Genomic DNA, 16,754 nt, shown 5'->3' with positions numbered 1-16,754 from the left:
CCCGCTGCTGCCCGATTCCCTGGACGAGTTCGTCGATGACGTCATCCCCGTCCTCCAGCGCCGGGGACTCTTCCGCACCCGCTACACCGCCTCGACGCTGCGCGGTCATCTGGGGCTGGACCGCCCGATTGTTGGCGCCCCACCGAACGAAGATGACCGGTCCAGCCGACTTACTGCTTCCTGAATTGTGGCAGCGGTGACGTACTTGCGTTGCCTGAACAAAACGGATTCCTTGACGGGGGCCTGCTGTCGGCGGCCACCTGTTTGTATCCAGAGCATGGGCACTCGCGTAGGATGACGGCCGGGTTCGACGACGAGGATAAGGATGCCTAAGGGAAACCGTGAAGTGGGGAGAAGCCGGAACCTGGAAAACCCGTGGACTCTGAAGACTCCGCCGGGGACTAGCGCGGCGCTGCTGCATCGGCTTACGGGACGCGGGTGCTATCGGTAATTGGGCGCCGGGAACCAGGGCCAAGGGACGGTATGAGACGACCCGATACGAGCTTGTTCACGCGCACGTCGAGTTATTGAGTCAGTTTCGTAGTTGATTTCGGTTACGCGGTCAGAGGCTCGTGGTCGCGGGCTTGGTGGTCAGAGGCCAGTCTTACTGATCGAAGGTCAGCCGTGGCTGTTAGAGGCGGAGCTCGTAGAGGATGGTGTCACGCCATTGTCCGGCCCAAGGTCCGTGGGCCATCAGGGCGATGCGTTCACGTCGGCCGACTTCACGGAATCCTGCCTTGCGATGCAGGGCGCGGCTGGCGGTGTTCTCCGGGAAGATCGCGGATTGGATGGTCCAGTATCCGTTCGCACGGGCACTGTGGATGAGTTCGCTGAGCAAAATGCGGCCGATGCCACGGCCTGCCTGCTCTGGGTCAACGTAAATGGAGTGTTCAACGACGCCGCGGTAGGCACCTCGGGCAGAGGTTGGTGATGCCGCTGCCCAGCCAATGATGGCACCGCCGTCAGTTGCAGTGAGGCAAAGCTCGGGTATGCGCGATGACAGGAACTCCGACTCCGTCGGCACGAGTGCTTCGAAGGTGGCGTTGCCGCTGGCGATCCCCTCGCCGTAGATGCGCCGGACTGCTTCCCAGTCGCCATCAGCCATGCGGCGCACCTGGATGCCGGGGCGACGATTTATGGTCAAAGCTGCGTGATCAGCGAGGCGGCCCGTTCGAGGGCACCGGGCACCAAAGAATAGTACGCCCACGTGCCGCGTTTTTCGCGCTCCAATAATCCGGCGTCGACCAGGATCTTGAGATGATGGGAGACGGTGGGTTGGCCCAAATCGAGGGGTTCGGTGAGGTCGCACACGCAGGCTTTGCCGCCGTCGCCTGCCTTGACGATCGAGAGCAGCCGCAACCTGTTCGGGTCGGAGAGGGCCTTGAGGATCCGTGCCGCTTCGTGCGCTTCGGCGGCATTGAGGACCGGGAGTCCGCGCGGCTCGCAGCAGAGCTGATCCTCGGCGGTCTCGATCGCTGCTGCAGTGTCCATGTATCCATTATGCGCATAGATTGACAGCTGTCGATATGGAGGACAATACTTTCTGTATCGATAACCATCAATCTCATGTTGATCTGCCTAGGAGCCCTGTGAGTATCCAGACCACCGCCCCTTCCTCTACCGGAGAGGCTGCCGTCCTGGGCAAACTCTCCACCGTGGATCGATTTCTGCCGTTGTGGATCATCGCGGCTATGGCAGTCGGGCTGCTGCTGGGTAAATTCATTCCCGGCCTGAACACCGTGCTGGACGCGCTCAAGATCGGCTCCGTATCGCTGCCGATCGCTGGGGGCCTGCTGGTGATGATGTACCCGGTGCTGGCGAAGGTCCGCTACAACGAGACCGGCCGCGTGTTGGCAGACCGCAGGCTCATGATCACCTCGCTGGTGCTGAACTGGTTGCTGGCGCCGGCGTTCATGTTTGCCTTGGCCTGGATCTTCGTTCCCGATCTGCCCGAGTACCGGACCGGGCTGATCATTGTGGGCTTGGCCCGTTGCATTGCCATGGTGATGATCTGGAACGAGCTGGCGTGCGGGGACCGGGAAGCTGCCGCCGTGTTGGTCTTCATCAACTCCGTTTTTCAGGTTCTCGCCTTCGGCGCCTTGGGCTGGTTCTACCTCCAGGTCGTGCCTGGCTGGCTGGGCCTGCCCGTCACCAGCGCTGACTTCTCGTTCTGGTCCATCACCATTTCCGTCTTGGTATTTCTGGGACTTCCGCTGCTGGCGGGTTTCCTGACGCGCACCATGGGTGAAAGGGCCAAGGGGCGCGACTGGTACGAGGGGACGTTCCTGCCAAGGCTGGGACCGTGGGCCCTTTACGGCTTGTTGTTCACCATCACACTGCTTTTCGCCCTGCAAGGGCAGACCATCACGTCCCAACCGTTCGACGTCGTCCGCGTCGCCGTGCCGCTGCTGGTCTACTTTGTGGTGGTGTTTGGTGCCGGCATGGGCATCGGCCGTGCGCTGGGCCTTGGCTACGCCAAGACCACAACCCTGGCGTTCACCGCGGCCGGCAACAACTTTGAACTCGCCATCGCCGTCGCGATCGGCACCTTCGGGGTCACCTCCGGCCAGGCTCTGGCAGGAGTCGTCGGTCCCTTGATTGAGGTGCCGGTCCTTATTGCCCTGGTCTACGTCGCCCTGTGGGCGCGTACACGATTCTTCACCCACGAGCCACTGTCAGCCTGCCCAACGTCCCGCGATTTTTCGTTAGGAGCCTGAAGTCATGAGCGCCACCGGTACCACCAAAAAGCCGTCCGTCCTGTTCGTTTGCGTGCACAACGCCGGACGTTCACAGATGGCTGCCGCCTACCTCACCGCGCTCTCCGGCGGGGCCATCGAGGTTCGTTCGGCCGGCTCCGAACCCGCCGCGTTGGTCAACCCTGCCGCCGTGGCCGCGATGGCGGAGGACGGCATCGACATGTCGGCGGAAATTCCCAAGGTCCTCAGCACCGACGCCGTGCGGGAGTCAGACGTCGTCATCACCATGGGGTGCGGGGATACCTGCCCGATCTTTCCCGGCAAACGCTACGAGGACTGGGAACTGAAAGACCCCGCTGGGCAGGGCGTGGATGCCGTCCGACCCATCCGCGACGACATTAAGTCCCGCGTTCGGGCGCTCATCAGCGAGCTGCTCCCGGTTCCGGAATCTCCTGAAGGAGAACCAAAACCATGACGAAACAGCCACCTGACCTGCCTGTTGCCATCATCGGGGCCGGCCCGGTGGGCCTGGCCGCGGCAGCAAACCTGATCGAACGCGGCCTGACCCCCATCATTTTCGAAGCGGGGGAGGACGTCGGGGCGGCCATTCTGAACTGGGGACACATTCGCTTGTTCTCTTCGTGGCAGCACAACATTGACCCGGCCTCCCGGCGGCTGCTCGCGCCCACCGGGTGGGCCGAGCCCCGGCTTAGCTCCCTGCCGTACGGGATCGAGCTCGTGGAAGGGTATCTGAAATCATTGGCCGCCATCCCGGCTATCGCGTCCGTCTTGCACACATCCGCCAAGGTCATTGCTGTCAGCCGCGTAGGCATGGACAAGACCCATTCCCGGGGCCGCGGTGGGAGGCCTTTTCTGGTCCGGGTGGAGTTGGCTGACGGAACCGTGACGGACCATCAGGTGCGCGCCGTGATTGACGCCTCCGGCACCTGGGCCCAGCCCAACCCGCTCGGACAGGCCGGTCTGGGTGCCCTTGGCGAGGGCCAGGCCGTTGAACGCGGTTTGATTACCGGGCCACTGCCCGATGTGACTGGGACCGACCGAGCCCGGTTCGCCGGCGGGCACGTTTTGGTCATCGGGGCCGGTCACTCGGCAGCCAACATCCTGATTTCCCTCGGGCAGCTCGCCAAGAATGAACCGGGTACACGGATCAGCTGGGCAGTCCGAGGCTCGGACGCTTCCCGCCTGTATGGCGGGGGAGACCTTGACGCTCTGCCGGCTCGCGGCCAGCTCGGCACCCGGCTGCGCCGACTCGTTGAAGACGGGTACATCGAGCTGCACACCTCCTTCACCACCACTTCCTTCGCGGTGGGGGACGGCCTGGCCGTTACCGGCGCGACGCCGGATGGTCCGGTGACGTTGGCTGTGGATCTGTTGATCCCGGCCACCGGTTTCCGCCCCGACCTGGGCATCCTGCGGGAAATCCGTTTGGAACTTGACCCCGCAGTCGAGGCACCAAGGGAGCTTGGACCACTCATTGACCCTGAGTTCCACTCCTGCGGCACCGTCCCGGCCCACGGCGCGAAGGTGCTGGCCCACCCGGAGAAGGATTTCTACATTGCCGGGATGAAGTCCTACGGCCGCGCCCCGACCTTCCTGCTGGCCACTGGCTACGAGCAGGTCCGGTCCATCGTTGCCGCGCTCGCCGGCGACGCCGAATCCGCAGACGCCGTGCATCTGGAGCTGCCCGAAACCGGCGTGTGCTCCACCGATCCTGGCGGCAGCTGCGACACACCCGCCGGTGAGGCTGTGGAATGTCGGGCTGCTGCCGGGTGATGAGAAGCCACCTTCTTCAGGATCTGGTCCAACCGCCCGGTGATTAGCTCCCGCCGCCGCTGGCCTCCACCTCGGTAAACCACAGCTCGCTCAGGCTATTCAGGTGTCCGGAGAAAGACGTTCCGGCTTGCGGAAGCGCACCGAAACCACAGCGAGCCAGATCCAGGCGAGGATGACGGCGGCTGTGAAGCCGAGAACGATGAGAGCCCGGGTCGAACCGGTCGCAATACCGACGAAAGCGAGCAAGAACAGCACTCCGGTGACGACAGAGAACCAGCCGAGGACGCGTTCACCGGTGGCAAAGAACCGTTGGGAGATAACGAGAGCACCGGCGATGAATCCGATGAATCCGATGCCGCCGGTCACAAAATGCAAGAACCCGTGCAGGGTGGGGCTGGTCGGGTGGCCCGCTGGAGTGCCGAGCGGGAATCCATTCATCGGGTCTGCGACGAATACCCCGGCCCCAATGAGTCCGACGGCAAAGACTCCGATCAGCAGCGGCCCCCAGAGCTGGCCCCTCCCGCCACGAAGCACGCGACGCAGTCCGGCAGCGCACAGGAGAGTCAATACACCGGCGATGATCAGGTTGGCGATCTGGATCCAGCCGAGCGCGCCGTTGGCGAGGACGCTGAGGTCGTTGTGCGCGGGATCGAAGCCCTTGCGCGTGAACGCTTGAGCGAAGCCGACGACGAGGTACAGTGGCCCCGCTGCGACCCCGCAGGCGAGTAGTCCCCGCGTTGTCGCGTCCAAGTTGCTGAGGGTATCTGACGTTGATGGGTTCGCCGAACCCACACTGGATCTAGCCATGGTAATGCCTCTTCCGGGGAATTTCGATGTTAGGGCCGCCGGGCCGATTCGTCTGCGAAAAATTCTCTTAGCTGCGCGGCGATGACTGTCGGGCTCACCTGGTGCGTTTGCCCTTCCAGGACCCGATGTTCACTGTCTGGAATGGCGGCCGCCACCGCCGCCTGCGCGTCCGTCATCGCCGCACCGGCTTTCCCTCCGACCATGACGCGAGTCGGAACGGAGATCCGGCGGAATCTCTCCAGCGGGGCCGAAAAGTTGTTCATGACTTCAGTGTCGTAGGGAAGGGTGTTGGCGGCGGCGGTCTGCTTCTTCCAGACCCCCGGCATGAGGTGCAGCATGAGGGGGACAAACGCCGGAACCCCGATCATCTTCACGAGAAAGTACGACACCGCGGCTCCCCGTTTCCCTGCCTGGAGGAAGCCCTCGAGGCGTGCCTGGTGATCGACCGGAACACCATCTTTGACGCCGACGCCTGTATAGGGAGCTTCGTAGGTAGCCAGGCGCCGGATCTTAACACCGGACGCGGCGGCTTCGAGCGCGAGCGCGGAGCCAGACGAGGTCGCGTAGACGTAGGAGTTCGGGCCAGCTTCCCGCAGCACTGACGAGAGGTCTTCGATCTCTCGTTCCACGGCGTAGGGCATCGTGTCACCGCTGTCGCCTCTTCCTCGGCGGTCGTAGAAGTAGACGGTGAAAGAATCCGCGAGTTTCGCAGCGAGGGCCCGCGCGGGGCCAAACGATCTGCCGCAGAACGCGCCGTCTATGAGAACCAGGCTCGGCCCGGCGCCAAGTCGTTCGACAGAAATCCGCGTCCCGTCGAGCGAAACGACGGTAAGGACAGTTCCGATGTTCGTGTTCTTGGTCATTTCGTTGCGGCCTTCAGCTGGATGTCGAGTTGATGGAATGAAAGGTACCAGCCCTCCGCCGTGAGATCGCGAAGATCTGCGGTGAAGGGACCCTGGTGAAGAGTGACGAGGGTGCGGCTGCCATGGTCGTGAAACTCCACGCGCAGGAGGATGTCGTGAAGTGCTCCGCCGGTCGCGTCTGCGTCCATCTTTATTTCGAGGTGCTCGGTACGCTTGAACGAGACGATCTTTCCCCGGATGGGATTCAATTCGCCGGTCTCGTCATTGCGCATCGCTAATTCCCACCGGCCGCCCTCCACCAGTTCGATCAGGACGCTGTCAACGGGAACGGAAACCCCGGTGGGGCCAAACCAGGAGGCCAACGCTGCGGGCTCGGTCCAGAAACGCCACACGAGTTCCCGCGGGGCGTTGAACGCGCGGGTTATGAAAACGTCCCGGCTTGTCACTTCGGTCCGGTCGTTAGGCGTCATGTTCGACCCCTGGTTCATCGTCCAGGCACTGGAAGGTCCGGAGGGCATCGTCCAACTGATCGAACGACTCTGTCCAAAAGCGTCGGTATCTCTCGACGTATTCATTGGCCTCTTTCAATCGACTCGCCTCTAAGTGACTTAGCCGCGCGGTTGCGACCCTCCTTCTGGAAATGAGGCCGGCCTTTTCCAGAACCCGAAGGTGATTGGAAATCGCGGGCTGGCTCATGTCGAACGGGCGGCCCAACTCTGCGACGGGCGCATCTCCGAGCATGAGTTGCTGCAGAATCGCACGCCGCGTTGGGTCGGCCAGTGCGCCGAAAACGGAGCTAAGAGTATCACTCACTGATTCTATAAGCCTTTCGTTGTATAATCTTATGTTGATAGATTAGGCTCTGCGGTACCGGACGTCAACCGGTCGCTCCGTAGCCATGAGCAGGGCAGGTCAGAGTCGGCCTTTTGGTTTCCACGGGTTCGTTACGAGTGTATGGATCCGCAGCGGGACACCAGGCGTCCTGGCGGCTGGCAGGGGTCACTAAGGAAGTGTGGCCCGCCGCGAACCTAGGCGGGCCCTCTTGGTCTTCGGCATTGTCGTTGAGTCCTCCGGAAGCCTTTGGCAAACCACGTGTGGAAGGTGAAGAGGTAGCCTGTGTCCAGAAGGTCGTGGGCATCACGGCGTTGGAGGGTCCTGGGATGCTGATTAACCCAGAGAACGTGGCGGCCGCAAGAGTCCACGTTCTCTAGGTGGTGAAGGTCTGTCCGGTCCCGACGGGTCTCGCGTGATAGCAATCATCGTTGCCGCCATCGGTTACCCCGGACGGGCCGAACTCTCCGGGGAATTAACCATCCCCGTGGTGGGGATCGGGGAAGCCGCGATTCTGGCGGCGTCCCAGCATGGCAGACGCTTCGGTATGGCGACCACTACACCACTTCTCGTGACGTCCTTGACGGAGCTGGTGATGGAGCACCAACGGACCAAGTACTTCTGCGGAGTGCGACTGACGGAGTCGGATCCGCTCACGCTGGCTGCAAAATGCAGAAGCCCGGTTCCGGGAGCTGCAGGCAGTACGTCGGTCAGTTGCAGACGGTGCCCAGGCTGTAATTATCGCTGGCGGGCCACTGAGCGAAACCGCCCGACGGCTATCCAAAGAACGTAGTGCTGCCATTATTGAACCCTTACCCAGTGCCTGCCAACTCATTCTGGAAACGCTTGAGCCACGCGAAGGGGCCTGGGGTCGGTGGACCAAGGCGTGCCAGCGCGTTGCTAAAGCTGTGCCGTCAGTGCAGCTGTTGACTCATCCGTGATGTTGATGACGTGGCTCTTCACGCCGACGATCTTCGCGGTCTTGGCTGCGCCGGCAAAGCGCAGGACATGACCGAACCCCCGTCTCGTTCCGTCTGCCACATCGAAGAAACCGTCAACGCTCGCTCCGCGTCCGAAATCCCGCAGAATCTTCTTCCGCGTGGCGTTTCCGCAGTCCGGTTCTTCACGAATCGTCACCATGCGCCGATTGTACAGTTCGCCGCTCGTGATGCTCCCGCACGCACAGCCCAATAACGTCTTTGGTCTTCAAAGTATTGCCGTATCCGTGCGAGAGTGGGCCCCATGACGAAAGACGTGCAGATCGCGATTGACTGCGCCGATCCTGCTGCCTTGGCGGCGTTCTGGGCCGAGGTGCTTGGCTATCAGGTGCAATCGCCGCCCGACGGATTCGAATCATGGGATGCGGCCCTAGAAGCTTTCGGTGTGCCGCGCGACCAGTGGAACTCGCGCCCGGCGATCCTCCCCGTCGACGGAACGCATCCCGCGTTTTCTTCCAGCGCGTGCCCGAGGACAAGACCGTCGAGAACCGGCTCCACCTCGACGTCCGTGTGGCGCCCGGCCTTGAGGGCGACGAACGAATGAGCGCCCTCGAGACCGAAGCCAACCGTCTTCAGACGCTCGGTGCGACTCGTGCCTATCGGGTCGAGCCCGACAAGGCGGCGATGACGTCTGGCTTCATCACGATGCACGATCCGGAGGGCAACGAGTTCTGCCTCGATTAACTGCAGCCGCCAGAACCGCTGAGGAGGGGGCGGCGTCGGCCCGGCACCCTTGTTTTTGGAGCATATGGGGGCATATCGTTAACTATCGTTGTATATCGTTCGCGATCCATTCAAGGAGAGCATAATGCATAATTCATACCAGGCAGGCGGATTTGGCGTCCCCAACATCGACGGCGTGTGGCAGGCCGTTGAGGAGTTGCGATCAAAGTTTGAGAAGCGATCGGGAACCCGTGCAGGTCGAGGCGAGGTGCGCTCGGCGGTGCTGGCCCTGCTCGCGGAGCGGCCGATGCACGGCTACCAGATCATCCGTGAAATCGAGGAGCGCAGCGGCGGCAGCTGGAAGCCCAGCGCCGGTTCCGTGTACCCAACGTTGCAGCTGCTGGCCGACGAGGGCTTCATCATTGCCGAGGAATCCAACGGCCGTAAGATCTACTCGCTGACCGAGGCAGGCCGGGAGGAGGTAGCCGGTGGCGATGCGCCAGCGCCTTGGGAGACACCGGGTCCAGCATCGGGCACCGGCTTCGCGGTGCTGCCCAAGGCTGGCATCGAGCTCGCGCAGGCCGCGGCGCAAGTGGGCCGCACTGGTACTTCGAAGCAGGTGAAGGAAGCCGTGACGGTACTCGACGAGGCACGTCGTCGGCTGTATTCAATCCTCGCCCAGGATTGACGGGGGTGACGTCGATTCGTCGGGACCGGGCAGATCCGGTACCCGGCGCAGGGGACACCCGTGCCCGTTACCGCCGCATCCTGCGCTTCGCCGCGTGGCATCTTGCCGTCACCTGGTGGTTTGAGCTCTTCCTGCCCCGCGTTGGGCTGGTGAAGATTGCCGAACGCACCCGGACCAAACGGATGCGGCGCTTCGCACAGCGCTTCCATGTGCTCGCGGTGGACCTTGGTGGTCTGATGATCAAGGTCGGGCAGTTTCTCTCGTCCAGGCTCGATGTGCTCCCGCCGGAAATCACCGACGAACTGGCAGGACTGCAGGACGAGGTGCCCGCCGTCCCGTTCCCGGCCATCCGCACCCTCGCCGAGGCGGAGCTGGGCGCGCCGCTGGAGAAGGTGTTCGCGTGGGTCGATCAAACGCCCGTCGCCGCTGCATCCCTCGGGCAGGCGCACCGGGCACAACTTCGTTCCGCCGATGCCGCGGATACCGGACTCGAGTCCGTGGTGATGAAAGTGCAGCGACCGGGCATCGATGCGATTGTCGACGTCGATCTGGCTGCGTTGCGCAAGGTTGGCGGCTGGCTCAGCCACGTGCGCCTCGTCTCGAACCGCGCCGACATGCCCGCCTTGGTCGAGGAGTTCGCGCAGACCAGTCTCGAGGAGATCGACTACTTTCAGGAAGCGGCGCATTCCGAGCGCTTTGCCGCTGAATTCGCCGACGACGACAGAGTAAGCGTGCCCGGCGTTGTCTGGGAGCGGACCACCCGACGCGTGCTTACCCTGGAAGATGTCACGGCCATCAAGATCACGGACTCGGAGGCACTGCGTGCGGCGGGCATCGATCCGTCGCAGGTAGCCCCGGTATTCGCGTCGGTGATGTTCGACCAAATGTTCACGAATGGCTTTTTCCACGCCGATCCACACCCCGGAAATATCTTCATCACCCCGGGCACCGGTTCATCCGAAGACCACCCATGGAAGCTGACGTTCATCGACTTCGGCATGATGGGCGAGGTTCCGCCCGGCACGCGCAGCGGCCTGCGGAAGCTGCTGATCGCGGCCGCCTCGCGTGACGGTAAGGGCTTGGTGAGCGCGATCAGCGACGTTGGTGTGCTGGTGCCCTCGGCCGACACTGCCGAACTGGAGCGGGCGATGACGCACCTCTTCGCCCGGTTCGGCGGGATGGGCTTCGCCGAGCTTCGCGAGGTGGACCCGCGGGAGTTCCGTGATTTTGGGGTGGAGTTCGGTGACGTGGTTCGCTCGTTGCCGTTCCAGTTGCCGGAGAACTTCCTGCTCATTATCCGCGCGATGTCGCTGACCTCGGGTGTGTGCAGCTCGCTGGACGCCCGGTTCAATCTGTGGGATTCGGTTGAACCCTACGCGGCGCAGCTGCTGCGTGATGAGAGCGGCAACATCGTTCAGGATCTGGCCCGGCAGGCGCTCGAGGCCGCCGGGGTCAGCCTTCGTCTGCCCAAACGCCTGGATGGGCTTGTCACCCGCATCGAGGACGGTTCCGTGTCGGTGGCCAGCCCGCGCCTGGAGCGGCAGGTGGCACGGCTTAACCGAATGGTGCAGCGGTCGGGATCGGCACTGATCTTCGGCGCCCTGCTCATCGCCGGTTCCGTGGTCCGCGCCGACGACACGGTGCTCGGCAGTGGGCTGATGATCGTGTCGGTGGTTCCGCTGCTGCATGGGGTGTGGGTGGGGCGGCCCCGCCACTGAGGAGCCCGGGAGCCGAGACACGGTTGACGACGGCGGCACAGTCGGTCGCCCCGAAGACCGGTGCACAACGTTCCCAAGTCGGTACTTGCTGGCTGACGACATGGGCGGGCTAGAACAGGACTTGCAGGGCCTCCACTGGGCCCAAGACTTCCGCATCGCCGGCCTCCAGGGATACCCCGGTGTCGGGTGGGCGTCCGGAAAGGCGGCGGCAGAAGTCCACTCCATCAGCAGTGACCCGCACCGCAGTGCCGCCCGTCCGGCCCAGCCGCCACGACCCGGAGACCTCGCCGGTCAGCTCGAGCTCGTTGTTGGGACCTTCCGCCCACACGACGGCCACGTCGCGGAGGACCTGTCATGCCACCATGCCGGCGGCGACAGTGGCGGTCCGGGGGATCGCCCGCGACCCGGGATAGATCAGTGCCATGGCGCCTTGGATCGCTGGATCCCAGGGCGACGCGCACCTGCGCGGGATCGCTAGCGGCGGCGGGTTTGGCGGCGCGGGCCGGCCGTGGTGCGCGGCTCGGTGCGCGGCTCGGTGCCCGGTCCCGCCGGACGGTGTGAGAGTTCTGTCCGCAATACCTTGTTTTCCGCTTCCAGAGCCAGGACCAGTCGAATGCCGGAGAGGTTGAGTCCCAAAGCGAGCAAGTCGGCGATGCGTCGCAGGGTCACCAGGTCGTTGTCGCTGTACCGACGGGTTCCCCCTTCGGTGCGTCCCGGCTCCACAAGACCCTTGCGTTCGTAGAGGCGGAGGTTCTGCTGACCCATTTCGACGAGTTCAGCCGCAACGGAGATGGCGTAGACGCCGCGCGCCTGTGGATCCCCGGTCACCTTACGCCCCAATCCCAGACTGCGTTCTCCCATAAACGACGATTCACGAAAAAACCCCTTGCACCAGTGTGCCAGTCATGTTATAAAAAATCTATACCCGCCACGATAGGTAGCGGTGGGGAAACAACAAGTAAAGATGGCATCAAGTGACATTAAAATCAAGTGGCACCAGTAAAGGAGTGAATAGCCATGTTGATGCGTACAGATCCGTTCCGTGAACTCGACCGGCTCGCCCAGCAGGTGCTGGGGACCGCGGTTAGCCCGGCAGCCATGCCGATGGATGCGTGGCGTGAGGGCGACATGTTTGAAGTCGAGTTTGACCTGCCAGGCGTCAGTCCGGAGTCGATCAATTTGGATGTGGAACGCAACGTGGTCACCGTCAGGGCCGAACGTGCCGCTCTGGACGGGAACAAGGAGATGCTCGCCGCCGAACGGCCGCGCGGGGTGTTCAGCCGCCAACTGATACTGGGCGAGAACCTGGATACCCAAAACATCCAGGCCAGTTACGACGCCGGCGTGCTGGCACTTCGCATCCCCGTAGCGGAGCAGGCCAAGCCTCGCAAGATCTCCATCGCCACCAAAGCCGCTGACCGCCAGGCCATCAAGGCCTGACCACGGGGACGGGAAGAAAAGCCAGGAGTTTATCCAGGCCGGGAAGGCCACGCAAAGGCCCGCATGGGGACGGGCGGATGTCTCAAACCCACGCCAGCGCGCCGCACGTGCAGCGAATACTGTCTTGGCGTTGCCTCCCGCACCCGACGGTCCCCGGCCCCCACGGCCGGGGACCACCCCATCCTCTACGTTCACCCACTACCGACACCGAGAGGAAGTGTGAGCCATCGTGTCGGGATTGCCGGATTTCTATGCCGTGCTGCACATCGGCCCGGAAGTCACCGCCGGTGAAGTCGGCCGCGCGTACGGGTCCCTGCTGCGCCGCTATCATCCGGACACGCGCCCGTTGCCGGCTACGCCGGCCGATGCGGCCATTGAAGGTAAGGCACTGCAGGAAATAATGGCCGCGCATGCTGTTCTGGCCGACCCGGTGCAAAGGGCCCTCTACGACCACGGCCGCAGGGTAACAGGCGCAGCGCGGGGTCGCTCGTCCGGGGCGCGGCCGGCCAGGGCCGGAGCAGCGGCCGGGCAGCCCCAGATAATCGTCGGTCCACTGCGGTGGGAGCGGCCAGGAGGTTTATCTCAATGAGTGCATGGCCTTCGCATTGTTCTATCTGCCACCGGCCGGCGATATCTGGCTTTTGCGCCCCGGAATCACCGACTACATCGAATCCCAACAGAGTCAGGACGTCACACTGCGCAACGACGCCTTCAAAAAAGCGGCAAATCACGCCAAAGCCTTCATCTACGGCCCCGAAAACCATTGACACCCGCGAGCACGGACGATGCGGAAATCCACGGACGATGCGGAATTCTCTGCACGGCGCATGCCCAGTGGGGTAGCCGGGACACCAACCAAGCTCGGTTCCCATCCCCCCGCAGGAGTCCCTCCGGGTTAGGATTCAGTGTTGCTCGACATTCCCAACATGCAAGGACAACATGGCACAGACCCATCCCCGGCGGGGCAAGCGTGCCGCCGTGGTCATCAATCCGACGAAGTCCCCGGGCGAGAATTTCAAACCGACATTCTTCCGGCTGTGCGCGGACGCTGGCTGGGCCGAGCCTCTGTGGCTGGAAACCACCGAGGTCGACCCTGGCCGTGGCCAGGCCAAGGAGGCCCTTGATGCCGGCGTCGATGTTGTCATTGCCGCCGGCGGGGACGGCACCGTCCGGTGTGTCGCTGGGGTCCTTGCCGGCACGGATACCGCCATGGGTTTGGTGCCGCTGGGAACGGGTAACCTGCTGGCCCGCAACCTCGGCATTTTCATCACAGACCCAGTGACCGCAGCCCGCAACGTTCTGCACGGTACCGAGACCAAGATCGACGTCGTGCAGGCTATGGTCGACCACGAGGAGCAGGGACGGATTTTTCTCGTCGCAGCCGGGCTGGGCTACGATGCATCCATCATGGCCGACGCAGTCGATGGCCTCAAGGACCGCGTGGGCTGGCTTGCCTACGTCGAGTCCGGCATCCGCAATCTGTCGGGGAAACCGGTGACCGCCAGAATCAGCGTTGACGGCAAGGCCGAGAACCACCGCAAGGTCCGGGGTGTCATGGTGGGCAATTGCGGAAAGTTGATGGGCGGGGTGGAGATCTTTCCGGGGGCTGTGAACACCGACGGCATCCTCGATCTCTTGACACTCGCCCCCCGCGGCTGGTTTGGCTGGGTCGGCGTTGTCGCCGGGGTGCTAGGCAAGAACAAGAGCACTAACCGGTCGGTGCGGAGCCTTTCGGGCATGACCGCGGACATCACCTTGGACCGCCCGCAGGAATTCCAACTCGACGGCGATCACCTGGGCCAGGCAACGCACCTGCGGGTTACCGTGGATCCGCTGGCACTGACCATCAGGATGACAGCGCCATGAGGGACCCCTCGCTCCGCGGACGCCAGCGGTTTGGTTAGCCGGGGCGGTTGCGCTTCGCGACCTGATCGCCAAACATTGGAATAGGAGAGGATGGGCGCAGAAGTATGACGCAGTTGCAGGGCCAAGTTGCGTTGGTCACCGGAAGCTCGCGAGGTATCGGTGCGGCAATCGCGCGCCGTTTCGCCGCCGAGGGCGCGGCCGTGGCCGTACATGGACGCAACTACGAAGCCGCCGTTGCAGTTCGGGAGCAGATCACGACGGCGGGTGGGCAAGCAATCTCGGTCGTCGCCGATCTGGCTGACTTCGCACAGATCGAGGCGATGCGCTCGGCTATCGAGGACGATCTCGGGACGATCGACATCCTAGTCGCCAACGCAGGAGGGAACCCGATCCCTCCCGGGCCGGTCGAGGACATCACCGGGGATGGGTGGCGCGCCTCGATCGACGCCAACCTCACCACCACTTTCTTCACCATCAAGGCATTCCTCCCTGGAATGAAAGACCGCCACCGGGGAATCATCATCACCATGTCATCGTCGGCCGCTCGCCACCCCACCGTCGGCTCGCCGGTCGCCTACGCCGCTGCCAAAGCTGGCATCGAGCTGCTGACCAAGGAGGTAGCACTGCAAGCCGGCCCCTCCGGCGTCCGGGTAAACTGTATTGCCCCAGGGACCATCTTGACCGAACGCAACCGGGAACGGATCCCCGCGGCCATTCAGGAACGGCTCCGCCAGACCCACCCGATCCAACGCCTCGGAACCCCCGACGACGTCGCTGACGCCGCGCTGTTCCTGGCTTCCGACGGCTCAGACTGGATCAGCGGCACAACACTCGACGTAGCGGGCGGCTCGGTCGTTGCCTGAGCACGGCAGATTTCGCTCCGGTTCGGTGCGGAAACGGTCGTCCGCGGCGCGCTGCCTTGGAGTCAGCGGCATCCAGCAGGCTTGAAAGTTGTTGGCGCATCGCAGACGTTCCGGGCGTCCCGCCCTTCTGTCGCTGCCGATCCTCACGTAGGCTCGACGGATATGCGGCAGACTGACTCACAAGGGAGAATACCCATGGCTTCCAGTTACTGGTCAAGCACACTTGATGCTGATCCTGCAGCGGGGTCACCGGCCGTCCCGGGGAGCGATGGAGCCGAAGACCATGACGTCGTCATCATCGGTGGCGGGAACGCCGGCATCTCGCTGGCCGCGCGGCTGCACCGATACGGATTCAGGGACATCGTGATCGTCGAGCCCAGCGACAGGCACCTGTATCAACCGCTGTTATCTCATATCGGCGGCGGAACGGCGCGGGCGGAAGAGGCCGTGCGGCCGCAGGCTGACGTCATGCCCAAGGGTGTGCGTTGGATTCGCGACGCGGCCGTGGATATCGCGCCGGACGCGCAAACCGTTCAACTCGCCTCGGGGACGATGCTGGCCTACCGTCAGCTTGTCATCTGCCCGGGCATGCGGTTGGACTGGGATGCGGTGCCGGGCTTAGCCGAGGCGATGAGCACTCCCTCCGCGTCGTCCAACTACGTGTTCGAGCTGGCCCCGAAGACGTGGGACCTTGTCCGCGGACTCCAGCGCGGGACGGCCGTTTTCACCATGCCGTCCGGGACAGTGAAGTGTGACGGGGCCACCCAGAAAATCATGTACCTTGCCTGCGACTACTGGCGGCAGGAAGGTGTCCTCGACGATATCCGCGTGGTCATGGTGGTGCCGACTCCCACCGTCTACGGAGTGGACGTGGTGGACCAGGAATTGAATCGGAAGATCGACGAGTATGGGGTGGAGCTGCGCTGCAGCAGTGAGGTCACAGACGTCGACGGCGCCGCGCAGACGGTAACGATCTCAGCGGTAACGATCTCACCGGTGACGATCTCACCGGTGACCAACCCGGCCGCCCGGGCCGAGTCAGTGGCAGCAGGCAGCGAGGTCCTTCGCTACGATCTGCTTCATGGGGTGCCCCCTCAGGTGGCACCGGACTGGCTCCGGACCAGTGGCCTGACCCGCCCCGGGGACCCGGGCGGCTTTGTGGACGTGAACCCGGAAACCCTGCAGCACAGTCGCTTCCGGGACATCTGGTCTCTTGGCGACGCAGCCGGCACCAAGAACTTCAAGTCGGGCGCATCGCTGCGGAAACAAACCCTGGCCCTGGCGAAAAATCTCAAGGCCGCCAGCAAGGGAAGGGCCCCCCGCCATAAGTACAACCATTACTCCGCGACGCCCTTCACCGTTTCCCGATCCACGGTGGTCTTCGCCGAATTCGACCACCTGCACAGGCCCAAACCGACGTTACCGTGGAAAGGCAGCATGAAGGAGCACCATTCCACCTGGATCCTGGAGCGCAATATTCTCCCTCGGGTCTACTGGCACCTCATCCTCAGAGGACGCGCCTAAATA

Annotated in this window: 23 protein-coding genes and 1 pseudogene; 15 read left to right on the top strand and 9 right to left on the bottom strand. The window is 63.5% G+C overall.

The window, feature by feature from the left end; genetic code table 11:
• Window positions 1–184: pseudogene (locus tag QMG52_RS17780) on the top strand (hypothetical protein); the annotation flags it as partial.
• 447 nt (window positions 185–631) lie between these two features.
• On the opposite strand, the gene QMG52_RS17775 reads toward QMG52_RS17780, so the two are convergent.
• Both QMG52_RS17775 and QMG52_RS17770 read right to left on the bottom strand, forming a co-directional pair.
• Window positions 632–1,105, bottom strand: a complete 474-nt coding sequence (locus QMG52_RS17775; RefSeq protein WP_283561765.1) for a GNAT family N-acetyltransferase — start codon at window positions 1,103–1,105, stop codon at window positions 632–634.
• 35 nt (window positions 1,106–1,140) lie between these two features.
• Window positions 1,141–1,491, bottom strand: a complete 351-nt coding sequence (locus QMG52_RS17770) for an ArsR/SmtB family transcription factor (protein WP_283561764.1) — start codon at window positions 1,489–1,491, stop codon at window positions 1,141–1,143.
• 98 nt (window positions 1,492–1,589) lie between these two features.
• On the opposite strand from QMG52_RS17770, the gene arsB reads away from it, so the two are divergent.
• The 3 genes from arsB to QMG52_RS17755 are packed head-to-tail and all read left to right on the top strand — an operon-like array spanning window position 1,590 to window position 4,490.
• Complete coding sequence (gene arsB, locus QMG52_RS17765; protein ID WP_283561763.1) at window positions 1,590–2,717, top strand: ACR3 family arsenite efflux transporter; 1,128 nt, start codon at window positions 1,590–1,592, stop codon at window positions 2,715–2,717.
• A 4-nt stretch (window positions 2,718–2,721) separates the two neighbouring features.
• Window positions 2,722–3,171 carry an arsenate reductase ArsC gene (locus QMG52_RS17760; RefSeq protein ID WP_283561762.1) on the top strand — a complete coding sequence of 150 codons (450 nt, stop codon included), beginning with the start codon at window positions 2,722–2,724 and terminating at the stop codon, window positions 3,169–3,171.
• On the top strand, window positions 3,168–4,490 hold the full coding sequence (locus QMG52_RS17755; RefSeq protein WP_283561761.1) for an FAD-dependent oxidoreductase: 1,323 nt from the start codon (window positions 3,168–3,170) through the stop codon (window positions 4,488–4,490). The genes QMG52_RS17760 and QMG52_RS17755 overlap by 4 nt, the downstream gene beginning before the upstream one ends.
• 99 nt (window positions 4,491–4,589) lie before the next feature.
• Here the strand turns inward: QMG52_RS17755 and QMG52_RS17750 are convergent, their stop codons facing one another.
• The 4 genes from QMG52_RS17750 to QMG52_RS17735 are packed head-to-tail and all read right to left on the bottom strand — an operon-like array spanning window position 4,590 to window position 6,973.
• Window positions 4,590–5,297, bottom strand: a complete 708-nt coding sequence (locus QMG52_RS17750) for a DUF998 domain-containing protein (RefSeq protein WP_283561760.1) — start codon at window positions 5,295–5,297, stop codon at window positions 4,590–4,592.
• Window positions 5,298–5,326: 29 nt separating this feature from the next.
• Window positions 5,327–6,160: an alpha/beta fold hydrolase gene (locus QMG52_RS17745; RefSeq protein WP_283561759.1), complete on the bottom strand. Its 834-nt coding sequence runs from the start codon at window positions 6,158–6,160 to the stop codon at window positions 5,327–5,329.
• Window positions 6,157–6,630, bottom strand: a complete 474-nt coding sequence (locus QMG52_RS17740) for an SRPBCC family protein (RefSeq protein ID WP_283561758.1) — start codon at window positions 6,628–6,630, stop codon at window positions 6,157–6,159. The genes QMG52_RS17745 and QMG52_RS17740 overlap by 4 nt, the downstream gene beginning before the upstream one ends.
• Window positions 6,620–6,973, bottom strand: a complete 354-nt coding sequence (locus tag QMG52_RS17735) for an ArsR/SmtB family transcription factor (protein ID WP_283561757.1) — start codon at window positions 6,971–6,973, stop codon at window positions 6,620–6,622. Before QMG52_RS17735 ends, QMG52_RS17740 begins: the two co-directional genes overlap by 11 nt.
• A gap of 433 nt (window positions 6,974–7,406) precedes the next feature.
• Between QMG52_RS17735 and QMG52_RS22410 the strand changes: the two genes are divergently transcribed.
• The gene (locus QMG52_RS22410) at window positions 7,407–7,784 is read left to right on the top strand and encodes an aspartate/glutamate racemase family protein (RefSeq protein WP_502920562.1); all 378 of its coding nucleotides are present in this window, start codon (window positions 7,407–7,409) and stop codon (window positions 7,782–7,784) included.
• A gap of 107 nt (window positions 7,785–7,891) precedes the next feature.
• On the opposite strand, the gene QMG52_RS17730 is transcribed toward QMG52_RS22410, so the two are convergent.
• Window positions 7,892–8,131, bottom strand: a complete 240-nt coding sequence (locus QMG52_RS17730; RefSeq protein ID WP_283561756.1) for a hypothetical protein — start codon at window positions 8,129–8,131, stop codon at window positions 7,892–7,894.
• 102 nt (window positions 8,132–8,233) lie between these two features.
• Here QMG52_RS17730 and QMG52_RS17725 point away from each other — a divergent pair, with 102 nt between their 5' ends.
• The 4 genes from QMG52_RS17725 (at window position 8,234) to QMG52_RS17715 (ending at window position 11,058) form a co-directional block, all read left to right on the top strand.
• The gene (locus QMG52_RS17725; protein WP_349361753.1) at window positions 8,234–8,533 is read left to right on the top strand and encodes a VOC family protein; all 300 of its coding nucleotides are present in this window, start codon (window positions 8,234–8,236) and stop codon (window positions 8,531–8,533) included.
• Complete coding sequence (locus QMG52_RS22000) at window positions 8,452–8,673, top strand: VOC family protein (RefSeq protein WP_349361752.1); 222 nt, start codon at window positions 8,452–8,454, stop codon at window positions 8,671–8,673. The genes QMG52_RS17725 and QMG52_RS22000 overlap by 82 nt, the downstream gene beginning before the upstream one ends.
• A 124-nt stretch (window positions 8,674–8,797) precedes the next feature.
• Complete coding sequence (locus QMG52_RS17720; protein WP_283561755.1) at window positions 8,798–9,340, top strand: PadR family transcriptional regulator; 543 nt, start codon at window positions 8,798–8,800, stop codon at window positions 9,338–9,340.
• A 5-nt stretch (window positions 9,341–9,345) separates the two neighbouring features.
• On the top strand, window positions 9,346–11,058 hold the full coding sequence (locus tag QMG52_RS17715) for an ABC1 kinase family protein (RefSeq protein ID WP_283561754.1): 1,713 nt from the start codon (window positions 9,346–9,348) through the stop codon (window positions 11,056–11,058).
• A gap of 109 nt (window positions 11,059–11,167) precedes the next feature.
• Here QMG52_RS17715 and QMG52_RS17710 read toward each other — a convergent pair whose 3' ends face one another.
• Both QMG52_RS17710 and QMG52_RS17705 read right to left on the bottom strand, forming a co-directional pair.
• Complete coding sequence (locus tag QMG52_RS17710; protein ID WP_283561753.1) at window positions 11,168–11,395, bottom strand: hypothetical protein; 228 nt, start codon at window positions 11,393–11,395, stop codon at window positions 11,168–11,170.
• 137 nt (window positions 11,396–11,532) lie between these two features.
• Window positions 11,533–11,919 (bottom strand): MerR family transcriptional regulator, encoded by a 387-nt coding sequence (locus QMG52_RS17705; protein ID WP_283561752.1) that lies wholly within the window; start codon window positions 11,917–11,919, stop codon window positions 11,533–11,535.
• Between the two features lie 156 nt (window positions 11,920–12,075).
• On the opposite strand from QMG52_RS17705, the gene QMG52_RS17700 reads away from it, so the two are divergent.
• The 6 genes from QMG52_RS17700 to QMG52_RS17675 all read left to right on the top strand — a co-directional run bounded on the left by QMG52_RS17700 (window position 12,076) and on the right by QMG52_RS17675 (window position 16,751).
• Window positions 12,076–12,498, top strand: coding sequence for an Hsp20/alpha crystallin family protein (locus tag QMG52_RS17700; RefSeq protein ID WP_283561751.1), 423 nt, complete (start codon window positions 12,076–12,078; stop codon window positions 12,496–12,498).
• A gap of 229 nt (window positions 12,499–12,727) precedes the next feature.
• Window positions 12,728–13,087, top strand: coding sequence for a J domain-containing protein (locus tag QMG52_RS17695; protein WP_283561750.1), 360 nt, complete (start codon window positions 12,728–12,730; stop codon window positions 13,085–13,087).
• Between the two features lie 4 nt (window positions 13,088–13,091).
• The gene (locus tag QMG52_RS17690; RefSeq protein ID WP_283561749.1) at window positions 13,092–13,265 is read left to right on the top strand and encodes a hypothetical protein; all 174 of its coding nucleotides are present in this window, start codon (window positions 13,092–13,094) and stop codon (window positions 13,263–13,265) included.
• 172 nt (window positions 13,266–13,437) lie between these two features.
• Window positions 13,438–14,364, top strand: coding sequence for a diacylglycerol/lipid kinase family protein (locus tag QMG52_RS17685; RefSeq protein WP_283561748.1), 927 nt, complete (start codon window positions 13,438–13,440; stop codon window positions 14,362–14,364).
• Window positions 14,365–14,468: 104 nt separating this feature from the next.
• The gene (locus QMG52_RS17680) at window positions 14,469–15,227 is read left to right on the top strand and encodes an SDR family NAD(P)-dependent oxidoreductase (protein ID WP_283561747.1); all 759 of its coding nucleotides are present in this window, start codon (window positions 14,469–14,471) and stop codon (window positions 15,225–15,227) included.
• 195 nt (window positions 15,228–15,422) lie between these two features.
• Window positions 15,423–16,751: an NAD(P)/FAD-dependent oxidoreductase gene (locus QMG52_RS17675; protein ID WP_283561746.1), complete on the top strand. Its 1,329-nt coding sequence runs from the start codon at window positions 15,423–15,425 to the stop codon at window positions 16,749–16,751.
• Window positions 16,752–16,754 lie beyond the last annotated feature (3 nt).

Source organism: Paenarthrobacter sp. PH39-S1, assembly GCF_030063245.1.
Classification (GTDB): domain Bacteria; phylum Actinomycetota; class Actinomycetes; order Actinomycetales; family Micrococcaceae; genus Arthrobacter_M.
This window is presented reverse-complemented; position numbering and strand designations above follow the sequence as displayed.

Excerpts from the sequence above, each read along its gene's own strand:
- QMG52_RS17720 (WP_283561755.1), top strand. The coding sequence starts at position 8,798 with ATGCATAATTCATACCAGGCAGGCGGATTTGGCGTCCCCAACATCGAC.
- QMG52_RS17740 (WP_283561758.1), bottom strand. The coding sequence starts at position 6,630 with ATGACGCCTAACGACCGGACCGAAGTGACAAGCCGGGACGTTTTCATA.
- QMG52_RS17760 (WP_283561762.1), top strand. The coding sequence starts at position 2,722 with ATGAGCGCCACCGGTACCACCAAAAAGCCGTCCGTCCTGTTCGTTTGC.
- QMG52_RS17750 (WP_283561760.1), bottom strand. The coding sequence starts at position 5,297 with ATGGCTAGATCCAGTGTGGGTTCGGCGAACCCATCAACGTCAGATACC.
- QMG52_RS17745 (WP_283561759.1), bottom strand. The coding sequence starts at position 6,160 with ATGACCAAGAACACGAACATCGGAACTGTCCTTACCGTCGTTTCGCTC.
- QMG52_RS17675 (WP_283561746.1), top strand. The coding sequence starts at position 15,423 with ATGGCTTCCAGTTACTGGTCAAGCACACTTGATGCTGATCCTGCAGCG.
- QMG52_RS17680 (WP_283561747.1), top strand. The coding sequence starts at position 14,469 with ATGACGCAGTTGCAGGGCCAAGTTGCGTTGGTCACCGGAAGCTCGCGA.
- QMG52_RS17725 (WP_349361753.1), top strand. The coding sequence starts at position 8,234 with ATGACGAAAGACGTGCAGATCGCGATTGACTGCGCCGATCCTGCTGCC.
- QMG52_RS17775 (WP_283561765.1), bottom strand. The coding sequence starts at position 1,105 with ATGGCTGATGGCGACTGGGAAGCAGTCCGGCGCATCTACGGCGAGGGG.
- QMG52_RS17705 (WP_283561752.1), bottom strand. The coding sequence starts at position 11,919 with ATGGGAGAACGCAGTCTGGGATTGGGGCGTAAGGTGACCGGGGATCCA.
- QMG52_RS17700 (WP_283561751.1), top strand. The coding sequence starts at position 12,076 with ATGTTGATGCGTACAGATCCGTTCCGTGAACTCGACCGGCTCGCCCAG.
- QMG52_RS17770 (WP_283561764.1), bottom strand. The coding sequence starts at position 1,491 with ATGGACACTGCAGCAGCGATCGAGACCGCCGAGGATCAGCTCTGCTGC.
- QMG52_RS17685 (WP_283561748.1), top strand. The coding sequence starts at position 13,438 with ATGGCACAGACCCATCCCCGGCGGGGCAAGCGTGCCGCCGTGGTCATC.
- QMG52_RS17755 (WP_283561761.1), top strand. The coding sequence starts at position 3,168 with ATGACGAAACAGCCACCTGACCTGCCTGTTGCCATCATCGGGGCCGGC.
- QMG52_RS17690 (WP_283561749.1), top strand. The coding sequence starts at position 13,092 with ATGGCCTTCGCATTGTTCTATCTGCCACCGGCCGGCGATATCTGGCTT.
- QMG52_RS17730 (WP_283561756.1), bottom strand. The coding sequence starts at position 8,131 with ATGGTGACGATTCGTGAAGAACCGGACTGCGGAAACGCCACGCGGAAG.